The 12446-nt window shown below is 63.0% G+C and carries 11 protein-coding genes; all 11 read left to right on the plus strand.

All coding sequences use genetic code 11. From position 1 onward, the window contains the following. Window positions 1-160: 160 nt before the first annotated feature. The 11 genes from ACVOLR_RS15525 (at window position 161) to ACVOLR_RS15575 (ending at window position 12335) form a co-directional block, all read left to right on the plus strand. A complete protein-coding gene (locus ACVOLR_RS15525; RefSeq protein WP_481537231.1) occupies window positions 161-1480 on the plus strand; it encodes an amidohydrolase in 1320 nt (439 codons plus the stop codon). A 45-nt stretch (window positions 1481-1525) separates the two neighbouring features. Continuing rightward, window positions 1526-2386 (plus strand): DUF4261 domain-containing protein, encoded by an 861-nt coding sequence (locus tag ACVOLR_RS15530; RefSeq protein WP_481537232.1) that lies wholly within the window; start codon window positions 1526-1528, stop codon window positions 2384-2386. Between the two features lie 82 nt (window positions 2387-2468). Further along, window positions 2469-3278, plus strand: coding sequence for an NADPH-dependent 7-cyano-7-deazaguanine reductase QueF (gene queF, locus ACVOLR_RS15535; protein WP_481537233.1), 810 nt, complete (start codon window positions 2469-2471; stop codon window positions 3276-3278). A 99-nt stretch (window positions 3279-3377) separates the two neighbouring features. Next, window positions 3378-3680 (plus strand): LysM peptidoglycan-binding domain-containing protein, encoded by a 303-nt coding sequence (locus tag ACVOLR_RS15540; RefSeq protein ID WP_481517079.1) that lies wholly within the window; start codon window positions 3378-3380, stop codon window positions 3678-3680. A gap of 48 nt (window positions 3681-3728) precedes the next feature. Continuing rightward, complete coding sequence (locus ACVOLR_RS15545) at window positions 3729-4208, plus strand: hypothetical protein (protein WP_481537234.1); 480 nt, start codon at window positions 3729-3731, stop codon at window positions 4206-4208. 597 nt (window positions 4209-4805) lie between these two features. Next, a complete protein-coding gene (locus tag ACVOLR_RS15550) occupies window positions 4806-7037 on the plus strand; it encodes an NADP-dependent isocitrate dehydrogenase (protein ID WP_481537235.1) in 2232 nt (743 codons plus the stop codon). A 249-nt stretch (window positions 7038-7286) separates the two neighbouring features. Continuing rightward, window positions 7287-8255, plus strand: a complete 969-nt coding sequence (locus ACVOLR_RS15555; RefSeq protein WP_481537236.1) for a hypothetical protein — start codon at window positions 7287-7289, stop codon at window positions 8253-8255. Further along, the gene (locus tag ACVOLR_RS15560) at window positions 8252-8800 is read left to right on the plus strand and encodes a GTP-binding protein (RefSeq protein ID WP_481537237.1); all 549 of its coding nucleotides are present in this window, start codon (window positions 8252-8254) and stop codon (window positions 8798-8800) included. The genes ACVOLR_RS15555 and ACVOLR_RS15560 overlap by 4 nt, the downstream gene beginning before the upstream one ends. Further along, complete coding sequence (locus ACVOLR_RS15565) at window positions 8793-9209, plus strand: roadblock/LC7 domain-containing protein (protein ID WP_481508298.1); 417 nt, start codon at window positions 8793-8795, stop codon at window positions 9207-9209. The genes ACVOLR_RS15560 and ACVOLR_RS15565 overlap by 8 nt, the downstream gene beginning before the upstream one ends. A gap of 453 nt (window positions 9210-9662) precedes the next feature. Then, window positions 9663-11393 (plus strand): bifunctional isocitrate dehydrogenase kinase/phosphatase, encoded by a 1731-nt coding sequence (aceK, locus tag ACVOLR_RS15570; RefSeq protein WP_481537238.1) that lies wholly within the window; start codon window positions 9663-9665, stop codon window positions 11391-11393. Between the two features lie 60 nt (window positions 11394-11453). Further along, on the plus strand, window positions 11454-12335 hold the full coding sequence (locus tag ACVOLR_RS15575) for an energy transducer TonB (RefSeq protein WP_481537239.1): 882 nt from the start codon (window positions 11454-11456) through the stop codon (window positions 12333-12335). The last annotated feature ends 111 nt before the right edge of the window (window positions 12336-12446 follow it).

A 12446-nucleotide genomic window follows, 5' to 3' on the forward strand; every position in this document is an offset into this window, starting at 1 on the left:
AAGTCGGTGGCTGCGGGGAAGGCCGCTGCCGAGCATGGCTCGGCACTACCCCTGGGTCACAGTTCGGCTCTACCTACATCGTGTCGGTTCCCTGCCGACAGGCGCTTGGCCCATGATTGGCCTACATTCACCCTGTCCCCGATTGGAAGGAGAGTTGCTGATGGCCCGTAAGACCGTGTTGCTGTCTGCCTTGCTATGCGCCCTTGCCCCGCTGGCGCAGGCCCAGGATGCCGCCCAGCGTCCGGAGGTGGCAGCTGCCGCCACTCGCCTGCAGCAGCAGGTAGTGGATTGGCGTCGCGACTTCCACGCCCATCCGGAACTCTCCAACCGCGAAGAACGCACCGCCGCCAAGGTCGCCGAGCGCCTGCGAGCGATGGGCCTGAGCCCGAAGACCGGCGTGGCCGTGCATGGCGTGGTCGCCATCATCAAGGGTGGCTTGCCCGGCCCGAAGATCGCCTTGCGCGCCGACATGGACGCGCTGCCGGTCACCGAGCAGACCGGCCTGCCATTCGCCTCCAAGGCCACCGCCGAGTACCGCGGCGAGCAGGTCGGGGTGATGCATGCCTGTGGCCATGACGCCCACACCGCGACGCTGCTGGGCGTAGCCGACGCCTTGGTCGCCATGCGCGACAAGCTGCCCGGTGAAGTGATGCTGATTTTCCAGCCGGCCGAGGAAGGCGCGCCGCCGCCGGAGCAGGGCGGTGCCGACCTGATGCTGAAGGAAGGCCTGTTCAAGGACTTCAAGCCGGAGGCGGTATTCGGCCTGCATGTGTTCTCCAGCGTGCAGGCGGGCCAGATCGCCGTGCGCGGTGGCCCGTTGATGGCGGCGTCCGATCGCTTCGGCATCACCGTCAATGGTCGCCAGACGCACGGCTCCGCGCCGTGGAACGGCGTTGACCCGATTGTCGCCGCCTCCGACCTTATCGGTACCGCGCAGACCATCGTCAGCCGCCGCGTCAATCTATCCAAGCAGCCGGCGGTGGTCACCTTCGGCGCGATCAAGGGTGGCATCCGCTACAACATCATTCCCGATTCGGTGGAGATGGTCGGTACCATCCGCACCTTCGATCCGGCCATGCGCCAGCAGATCTTCGCCGACCTGCGCAACGTCGCTGAGCACACCGCCGCCGCCCACGGCGCAACAGCCGTCACCGACATCTACGAGAAGGATGGCAATCCCGCCACGGTCAACGACCCGGCCCTGACCGCGCGCATGCTGCCCAGCCTGCAGGCGGTGGTGGGCAAGGCCAACGTCTATGAGCCGCCGTTGCAGATGGGCTCGGAGGACTTCTCGCTGTACGCACAGCAGGTGCCGTCGATGTTCTTCTTCGTCGGCTCCACCGGTGCCGGCATCGACCCGGCCACTGCACCGAGCAATCACTCGCCCAAGTTCCTGCTCGACGAAAAGGCGCTGGATGTGGGCCTTCGCGCGCTGTTGCAGGTGTCGTTGGATTACCTGCACGGTGACAAGGCAGGCTGAGTCCGGGTAGTGTCAGGGGCTTACCTACAAGGAAGAAGGCGCTCCATGACAGCCAGCCTGGCCATGCTGCTGCAGTCGCAGCTCGACCCTCAGCTCACCACCGAAGCCCTCCTTGCGCAGCTACGCAGCGATTGGCCCGACCTGGACCAGTCGCTGCTGCGGCTGGGTGAAGTCCCGGCTGATGGCGACGCGGACAAGGAGGTCGACGACGATTCGCCGATGCTATGTCTGGAATACGCTGACTACCTGATCGCGTTGATGCCTATCCCGGTGCAGATCGGCGATGACATCGCGCAGATCTGCGCGCACAGCCGGCTGTGGCCAGACGCTACACCCGCGCCGGTGGACTACGCCGCACACACCATCGTCACTGTGATGCGCTTCGGCGACGACGCGCAGGAAACCAACCTCGTCGCACAAGCCGCACTGCTGAGCCGCGTGCTGGCTTCGGCTGTAGCCGTGACCGACAGCATCGAGGCGGTGTACTTCGGCAGTGCCAATCACGTGGTGCTGCCGAGCCTGTTCCGCGAACTGACCCAGGCCACTTTGCCCGAGCCGCTGCCGATAGCCTGGGTGGCGATCAATGTTGGCCAGCGTCCGGACGGGGTGATGACCGGTCATACCCGCGGCATGGATATGTTGGGTTTGATGGACGTCGAAATTCCCGAAACCGGAGACACTGCCGAAGGCGTGTTCGGCCGGCTTACCGGGATTGTCGATTACCTGATCGAGAACGGCATGGTCATCAGCAATGGCGACACCCTCGGGGCGACCGAGGAAGAGCGTATCCGCGTGGTCTATGGCCCCTCGGCGCTGGACCCGGAGCGGGAAGTGATGCAGCTGGTGAGCGAGGAGATCCCGCAGGCCAAGTCCAGCAAATCGTGGTGGGCGCGGCTGCTGAACTGAAACTGCGCCAGACACCGGTTTTCCTGTGAATGAGCGCCTCGGTATATCCGGCGCTCAAGCTGGCGCAACTACAATGGGGCCGATGAATACTCCCCAAGATTCCAGCCTCGGCCGTGAGGTCGATTACCCCCGCCAGTACGACGCCAGTCTGCTGTTCCCGATCCCGCGTGCCGGCGCCCGTGCCGAGATCGGCCTGGGCAGCGAGCTGCCGTTTGTCGGCGAGGACCGCTGGCATATCTATGAGCTGGGCTGGCTGGACGCGCGCGGCAAGCCCTGCGTCGAAACCGCCACCTTGTACGTGCCGGGAACCTCGCCGAACCTGATCGAGTCCAAGTCGCTCAAGCTGTACCTGAACTCGCTTAACGGCGCGCGTTTCAACCGTGCCGAAGCGGTGCGCGAGCGCATCGCCACCGATTTGTCGACCTGTGCCGGTGCCGATGTGCGGGTCGAGTTCGGCCTGCCAGAGGTGGCCCAGGCGCCGGGCGAGAGCATCGACCACCTCGATGTCGCCATCGACAGCTATGGCCCGCCTGATGCGAACCTGCTGCTGGCCGATGCCGGCACCGTGGTCAGCGAGACTTTGGTGTCGGCCCTGCTCAAGTCCAACTGCCCGGTGACCGGGCAGCCGGACTGGGCAAGCGTCAGCATCCGCTACCAGGGTCCACGCATCGACCGCGAAGGCCTGCTGCGCTACCTGGTCAGCTACCGCGACCATGCCGAGTTCCACGAACAATGCGTGGAGCGGATCTTCCTGGAGCTGAGCCAGCGCTGCCAGCCCGCCACGCTGGAGGTGGAGGCGCGCTACACCCGCCGCGGCGGTCTGGACATCAACCCGCGCCGGGCCAGCCCGGGTCTGGTCGCCAGCGCCCCGATCCGCGACCTGCGTCAATAAACATTCAGCTGCGTACGCTGGTCTTTACGTTGGCACGATGAAACCTTAACAGGCGTCGTGCAATCGTTGCTTCCAGTCAGTCACGGAGGAGCAGCCTGGATGAGCAGTACTGATAAGAAAGCCGATTTTTCCGGTGTCACCGGCTCCGTCACCAGCACCGAACAGGTGGTGGAGAAGGCGGATTTTTCGGGTGTCACGGCAACAGTGACCAGCACCGAAGAGATCGTCGGCGAGCAGGAATACACGGTACAGAGTGGTGACAACCTCTCCAAGATCGCCAAGAACCTGCTCGGCGATGGCAATGCGTGGAAGAAAATATTCGACGCCAATCGCGATGTCCTCGACGACCCGGACAAGATCCGCCCCGGACAGACGCTGAAAATTCCGGCGCGTCAGGGTTGATCCCTGCGCCAATACGTACGCACCTACAAACCAGATTCGGAGCAATTCATGAAGAAGACTTCGCTTAGCAGTGCCCTGATGATCGCTGTGGTCGGTGCCGTGGCACTGGTTGGCTGCAAGAAGAAAGAAGAGGCTGCGCCGACCCCGCCGCCGGTTGCAGCCGCCCCGGCTCCGATGGTTGAGGCAGCACCTGCCGCGCCGGTTCTCGCGGTCACCGCAGTGACTGTCGGTAACGCTGCGGCGGCTGATATGTCGGTGGCGCCGGTTGCTGTATTGGCTGCCAAGGACAAGATCATTGTTTCGATCAAGACCAGTGGCACCGCCAGCAATGTGCCGGTGGCTGCCAAGCTGACCTATCAGGATGGCCAGACCGCAGGTGAGCAGAGCGCCACGCTCAATGCCACCGACGTTGGCACCACCAATATCGAATTCGCCAACAGCAAGCCGTGGCCGGCTGGCAAGTACACCGCCGACGTCACCGTCGATGGCAAGGCTGCCGGTACGCCGCAGCAGTTCGAGGTGAAGTGAGTAAGGCGTTAGCCGGCGCAACTCTCTCCCGCCGGTGATACGCATGGGCGCAGCCACCAGGCTGCGCCTTTTTTTATCCGCGTGAACCGTAAGTCGATTCACTGGAGCTTTTGAGTCACGTCTAACCCGATGCCTGACTCTGGCATCGGATTGTTCTTGTAGGAGCGGCGTCAGCCGCGAAGCAGGGACATCATCAGATGCATGGCTCTGAGGCAACCTCAGCATCGCGGCTGACGCCGCTCCCACAAACAACACAACCCTATTTCGTTCCATTGCGCGCGAACCTTGATTTGCGCACTGTCCGCACCCGCCCGTGTACAGCGCGGGTGGTTGCAGCTGAGACCACCGCTGCCGCAATCGGCATGAGCAAGACAGCACAAGGCCTGCGCCACCTCGCGGCGCGACAGGCGAGCTCTTCCCTACGTTTGCGTATGGATTTGCTTTGCCCGCTCCCGTCGAAAACGCGACAATGCGAGGGTTTCCTCATCCGGCAGCCGGGTAGGGATTGCGCGCAGGCCCACTGGATGGCCGTGCGCCTGCCCCATCGCCGCTGCCATTCCACGCACCGCATCCGTCAGCAAGAGAGTTTTTGCCCCCATGTCGAATACGCCGAAGATCATCTACACGCTCACCGACGAAGCTCCGTTCCTGGCCACGCAGTCGCTGCTGCCCATCGTCGATGCCTTTACCGCGACCGCCGGCATTGCCGTCGAAACCCGCGATATCTCGCTGTCCGGCCGCATCCTGTCGCAGTTCCCGGATTTCCTGAAGGACGAGCAGAAGATCAGCGATGATCTGGCCGAGCTGGGCGAATTGGCGACCAAGCCGGAAGCCAACATCATCAAGCTGCCGAACGTGTCGGCCTCGGTGCCGCAGCTCAAGGCTGCGATCAAGGAGCTGCAGGACCAAGGCTTCATCCTGCCGAACTACCCGGACGCACCGACCGACGACGTGTCGCGCGACATCCAGGCCCGCTACGACAAGATCAAGGGCAGCGCGGTCAACCCGGTGCTGCGCGAAGGTAATTCCGATCGCCGCGCACCGTTGTCGGTGAAGAACTACGCCCGCAAGCACCCGCACCGCATGGGCGCCTGGACTGCCGACTCCAAGTCGCACGTCGCGCACATGGACGGCGGTGACTTCTACGGCAGTGAGAAGTCGGCCACCGTCGCCAACGCCGGCAGCCTGAAGATCGAACTGGTGCAGAACGACGGCAACACCGTTGTGCTGAAGGCCAAGACTGCGGTCAAGGCCGGCGAGATCGTCGACGCCTCGGTGATGAACCGCAAGGCGCTGGCCGCCTTCGTTGACGCACAGATTGCCGATGCCAAGGAGCAGGGCGTGCTGTTCTCGCTGCACCTGAAGGCGACCATGATGAAGGTCTCCGACCCGATCATGTTCGGCGTCGTGGTCGACGAGTTCTACAAGGACGTGCTGGCCAAGCACGCTGCCAGCCTCGCCCAGATTGGTTTCGATTCCAACAACGGTATCGGCGACCTGTACGCGCGCCTGTCGCAGCTGCCGGAAGCCGAGCAGGAAGCAATCAAGGCCGACATCGCTGCCGAGTACGCCAAGCGTCCGGCCGTGGCCATGGTCAACTCGGACAAGGGCATCACCAACCTGCACGTGCCGTCGGACGTGATCGTCGACGCCTCGATGCCGGCGATGATCCGTGACTCCGGCAAGATGTGGAATGCCGAAGGCAAGCTGCAGGACACCAAGGCCGTCATTCCGGACCGCTGCTACGCCGGCGTGTACCAGGCCGTTATCGAAGACTGCAAGGCGCACGGCGCGTTCAATCCCGCCACCATGGGTTCGGTGCCGAACGTCGGCCTGATGGCACAGAAGGCCGAAGAATACGGCTCGCACGACAAGACCTTCCAGATCGCTGCCGATGGCGTGGTCAAGGTCACCGATGAAGCCGGCAACGTGGTGTTCGAACACGCCGTCGAAGCCGGCGACATCTGGCGCATGTGCCAGACCAAGGACGCACCGATCCAGGACTGGGTGAAGCTGGCCGTCAGCCGTGCCCGCCTGAGCAACACCCCGGCGCTGTTCTGGCTGGATGCCAAGCGTGCCCACGATGCGCAGGTGATCGCCAAGGTCGAAAAGTATTTGAAGGACCACGACACCAATGGTCTGGATATCCGCATCCTGTCGCCGGAAGAAGCCACCGCCGTGTCGCTGGAGCGCATCCGCAAGGGCGAGGACACCATCTCGGTGACCGGCAACGTGCTGCGTGATTACCTGACCGACCTGTTCCCGATCCTGGAGCTGGGTACCAGCGCCAAGATGCTGTCGATCGTGCCGCTGATGGCCGGCGGCGGCCTGTTCGAAACCGGCGCCGGTGGTTCGGCACCGAAGCACGTGCAGCAGTTCGTCGAAGAGGATTACCTGCGTTGGGATTCGCTGGGTGAGTTCCTGGCCCTGGCCGCGTCGCTGGAGCACCTGGGCCAGCGTTACGACAACAAGGGCGCGGCTGTATTGGCCAATGCCCTGGACGCTGCCAACGGCAAGTTCCTGGACAACGACAAGTCGCCCTCGCGCAAGCTGGGTGGCATCGACAACCGCGGCAGCCATTTCTACCTGGCCATGTACTGGGCACAGGCGCTGGCCGAGCAGAATGACGATGCCGCGCTGAAGGCAAAGTTCGCACCGCTGGCCGAGGTGTTGACCAGCAACGAGCAGAAGATCGTTGACGAGTTGGCAGCAGTGCAGGGCAAGGCAGTGGACATCGGTGGCTACTACCGTCCTGACCTGGCCAAGGCTGGCCCGGCAATGCGTCCGAGTGCCACCCTCAACGCCGCGATCGCCAGCCTCAAGGGCTGATCAGCGTAAGAGCAACGGCGGCGTGTTGTAGCTGCTGTTACACATTGAAAGCCTGCGTCCCTCCCGGACGCAGGCTTTCTTGTTTTCGCGTGATGACGGTGTGTAGATACGACCAAGGTCGTGTGTGGAAAGCTCCACAAAAAAATCGAAGTGTGGGTCCAATCACCCTTTCACATATAGCTTCTGGAATAGCCTCATCCGACACGCAGGGAATCGCATGACGCGAGCGCGTCAAAAAGGGGAAGAGGCATGACCAGGGTGCTGGTAGTGGGCTCGGACACCCGGGAGGAGCAGACGCTCCTCGGGCGATTGAGGGAGATTGCAGGGTTACCGCCGGAGGGCCTGCAACGCTGTGTCGATCTGGACCAGTGTGATCTGCTGCTGGTCCGCGATACCCCAGCGTTGCGCAGTGCCGCCCAGCATATGGCCAGCAAGCGGCCGACGATGCGGTTGTGGCTGCATGATGACGCTGGCGCCGTCCACGATGGCCGCAGCAGCGGCGAGCTGCATCTGGATCAAAAACAAATCCAGCACGCGTTGGCACCGCCTCCTACACAGACCACCACTGATGGCCTGTATCTGGCCAGCGGCGCCAAGCAGGTTACCCGCCTGCTACGGCAACGCTTGCAGGAAAAGCAGGGCCGCGCGGTGCTGTCACTGCAGGGCCAGCCGCAACTACTGATTGATTTTGAACACGACCAGATGGTGCCGCTCTATGTGCATCCAATGCAGGGGCCAAGCCTGGCCCAGCAGCTGGGTGACGTATTCGAGTTGCTTGCCCTGCAGGAGCTGTCGCTGGCGCGCTTCCAGGCCTTGGCGGAAAACCTGTCGCGGCAACCGCTGCGGCCGCTGCTCTGGCAGATGGCGCAGTACGGCGACAACTGGACCGATTTCGATCGACGCCTGCAACAGAACGCAAGGGTAAGCCTGCTGCGCTGGCCGGATTTCCGCGTGCTTGCGCATCAACACGATGGTTTCAGGCTGTGCTCGTTGCTGCTGAAGAAGCCCTGCACCCTTGCCGAGTGTACTGAGCTGCTGGAACTGGATAGCAACGCAACCCGCGCCTTCATGCGCTCGGCTTACCTGTGTGGCTATGCCAGGGTGCAGGTGCCAGAGCCGGCAGCTGCGGCGCCGCCGGCACCGGCCAAGCTTGGTGCCAGCGCCTTGCTGGCACGGATGTGGCGCAGCGTCCGTCAACGTACAGGGACCCATGCATGATCGAACACAAGGTAGTGATTCTGGGCGCCATGGGGGCAGGGAAGTCGACGCTGGTGCGCGCTGTAGCTGGGGGCACCGTGATTGATACCGACGTACTCAACACCGATGCCAGCTCCTCCAAACTGGCAACCACAGTGGCAATGGACTATGCCGACGTGAGTCTGCCCAATGGCGATCGGCTGCGCCTGTACGGCACACCGGGGCAGGAGCGATTCTCCTTCATCTGGCCGGTGCTGCTGCAGGGTGCACGCGGCGTGGTGATCCTGGCTGATGCCTCCAGCCCCGACGTGGCGCAGGAAATGGAACGCTACCTGTTGGCACTGCGCGAACATGCCGCGACGGTTCCGGCGGTGATTGGCGTGTCCAAATTTGACCTTGTGCCGGACGTGGACCTCGATGCCTGCCTGCTGCAGGCACAGAAGACCGCCGGCAGGCCGTTGCCACTGGTGCCGTTCGACGCACGCTCGGAGGATGCGGTGATGCTGCTGATGGATGTACTGATGGGTGAAGTGGAAGCTGCTGCCTTGGTGGGTGCCCATGACTGAGGCCAAGGCGATTGCGCTGCTGGAGGACTGGGAAGTCGCTGCGATAGATCAACGGCTGCAGGAGTTCACCAGTTCGGTGGATGGCGTGCGTGCCGCCGTGGTCGCCAGCATCGACGGATTTGTCCTGGCACAGGCAGCCACGGAGACCTCCAGCGGCGAGCGTCTGGCAGCCATGACCAGTGCCATGCTGGCGCTGGCCTCGGCGGTTGGCCGCGAGCTGGCCTTGGGCACGATGGATGTGCTGATGCTGGAGGCCAGCGAAGGCAAGGTATTGATGCAATCGATCCAGCTGCCGCGCGGTTCGTTGTTGTTGATGGCCGCCTGCGGCCAGCGCAGTGTGATCGGCCATGTGCTTTGGAGTGCGCGCGAGTGCGGGCGCAAGATTCAAGCGGAGTTGTCTGGGGAGTGAGGGGGCGGTAGTTGTGGCTGCATTGGAGCCAAAGCCAAAGCTCCCCTCATCCCAACCCTTCTCCCGCTGGCGGGAGAAGGGCTAAAGCTGAAGCTGAAGCTGAAGCCAAAGCCAAAGCCAAAGCCAAAGCCAAAGCACCCCTCCCCAACCCTCCCCTGCGCTGCGCGCAAGGGAGGGGGCTCATGGCCGTCTGCGAACAGCCAACAGCCAACAGCTAGCAGCTAGCTGGGCGCGAGCGCCTGCTTCGCTCCCTCCCTTTTGCGTAGAAAAGGGGAGGGTTGGGGAGGGGTGCCTTTGGTGCGAAACCCGCAATCCACGAACAGCTCCGCCCCCAAGCCTGTCCCGAACAGCAGCCAGTGGCGTATGGTCAGCGCAACTCCCCGGTGTTCTCCGCATGCGATTGCCCCGTACTTGCATTGACCCAGCACCTCAGCAACGACGGGTCATACCGTCATGACCGAGTCGGCTACAGACAGCGCTTTGGCCGCCAGCATCGCCAGCTGCATCGCGCAGGGCTTCGAGGATTACCACCGCGACTTCGCCCAGATCAGCCGGCGTGCACGCGGGCGCTTCCAGAGTCGCGATTGGCCTGCAGCGAAAGCAGATGCAGTAGAACGCATCGAGCTGTATGACGTCTGTGTCGCGCAGTGCCGCGCGCAGCTGGATCAGCTGCTGCAGGGCAGTAGCGAGCTGCAGCTGTTGTGGCGGCAGGTCAAACAGGGCTTCGCCGGGTTGATCGAAGGCCGCATCGACGGCGAGCTCTACAAAACCTTCTACAACACGCTCACCCGCCGCCTTTTTGCCACCCACGGTGTGGATGACAGCATCGAGTTCATGGCGCTGGATATCGAGCCATCCGATGCCATCACCCATCCGGTCGCGCGGCATGTTTACGCGGTGTCCGAGGCGCGCCCAGCCGAAGCATTCTCACGCTTGTTGGCTGACTATGCGTTCGACCTGCCGTACTCGCATCAGTTGCGTTGTGCAGCGGCCATCGCGGTACGGCTGCAGGATGATCTCGCCCATTGGGGTCCGTACCCGGTACGCGCGATCGAGCTGTTGCAGACCGTGTTCTACCGCGAACGCCGCGCTTATCTGGTGGGCCGCGTGTTCGGTGAGCATCGTTTTTCGCCTTGTGTGATTGCACTGGTCAACGATGAGAACGGCATCCGGGTGGAGGCGGTGCTGAGTCGCCGTCGCGATGTGGCGCATCTGTTTGGTGTGTCACGCAGCTACTTCCAGGCCGATCTACCAACCGTGGCCGATGCGGTGGTGTTCCTGCGCAGCATCCTGCCGGGCAAACCGGTGGATGAGATCTATACGGTGCTGGGCCGGGCCAAGCAGGGCAAGACCGAGCGCTATCGCACCTTCTTCAGTCATTTCCAACAGCACGATAACGAGCAGCTGTTGCACGCCGATGGCACTCCCGGCATGGTGATGACGGTATTTACCCTGCCCAGCTATCCGCTGGTTTTCAAGTTGATCCGCGACCGCTTTGCCTGGCCCAAGACCATGAGCCGGCAGGACGTGGAGGACAAGTACGCGCTGGTGTTCAACCTGGATCGCATCGGCAGGCTATTGGATGCACAGCCGTACCGCCATCTGCGCTTCCCGCGCCAGCGTTTCGCGCCGGCCTTGTTGCAGGAGTTGGTGAATGAGTGCAGCCAGAGCGTGCGCATCGATGGCAACGAAGTGGAGATTGCGCTTTGTTATGTACAACGTCGGTTCCGGCCGTTGAATCTCTACTTACGCGAACAGGGTACAGAGGCGGCGCGCGCTGCCGCGCTGGACTACGCGCAGGCGATCCGCGACATGGCCTGCAACAACATTTTCCCTGGCGACATGCTGCTTAAAAACTTCGGTGTGTCGCGGCATGGTCGTGCGGTGTTCTACGACTACGACGAACTGTGCCTGGTCACCGAGTGCAATTTCCGGGCATGGCCACAGCCGCGCAGCGAGGAGGAGGCGATGGCGGCCGAACCGTGGTTCCATGTCGCGCCCAACGACGTATTTCCTGAGCGTTTCGGACTGTTCATGGGTTTACCGCGATCGTCGCTGGATGTGGTGCAGGAGAAGTTTGGTGAACTGTTTGATCCGGGCTGGTGGCAGGGTTTACAGGCCGGATTCCGGCAAGGGCTGTATCCGGATACCCCGCCGTACCCGCGCGCGCTGCGGCTGGCGTGAGGCTTGTCGCGCTCAACGGGCTGCGCTTTAATCCGCTTTCCGGACACAAGGAGAAGTGGGATGCGACAGGTATTTGCGGCCATGGCGTTTGGCGCTGTGCTTCTGACTACGATGCCGGTGGTTGCCAAGGCGGAGAGTGCTGGCGGTATCGCGGCGGTACGCGAGCGGATTGAAAGCAGTTTGGTGGTCCGTGGCGAAGTCAGTATCGAAACCGACGGGTCGGTATCTGCAGTGCAATTGGGTAAAGAGGACAAGCTGCCTCCCGGGGTGGTGAGCATGGTGCGCGATGCGGGTTTGAAATGGCGTTTCGAGCCTGTGCTCCGGGATGGCGTCGCAGTTCGCGCGCTGGCACCGATGAGCCTGCGCGTGATCGCCCGCAAGGTGGAAGGTGATCGCTATGAAATCAGCCTGCGTGGCATCAATTTCACGCGGCTCGATGCCGACGATCCGGAGAACATCGCGCGTATCTCGCTGAAGCCGCCGCGCTATCCGGAGCAAGCCTTCCGTGCCGGGGTTTCCGGCAGTGTCTACCTGCTGGTCAAGGTCGGCAGGGACGGCAAGGTCGAAGATGCCTTTGCCGAGCAGGTGAACCTTACCTTCCTCAGCAGGGAGAACGACCAGCGACGTGCCCGCGAACTGCTGGCCAAAAGTGCCCTGACCGGAGCCAGGCAATGGACCTTCCGGGTTCCGACGCAAGGCCCTGCGGCCGCGCAGCCGTTCTGGAACGTGCGCGTGCCGGTCAGTTACTCGCTGGACAATGGGGGCGCCGAGGGCCAGGAGCAGGCGCGCTGGGTGAGTTATGTGCCGGGCCCGCGTGAGCGTGCGCCGTGGCGCGAAGACCGCGAGCAGCTTGGTTTCTCACCGGACGCGCTCGCCGATGGCAGCGTCAATTTGGTCGACAACAATGGCCCTCGGCTGCTGACCCCGCTGCAAGGTAGCTGAGGCGCAAGTTGTAGTGGGGGGGCCGACACGGCACGGGGGGGCACCCGAAAGACCAAGGGAACGAAAAAACAGCCCGAAAAACGAGGGGCACCCCGCCGCCCCCCCCCACGC

The sequence above is a fragment of the Stenotrophomonas sp. STEN030 genome, assembly GCF_056759995.1.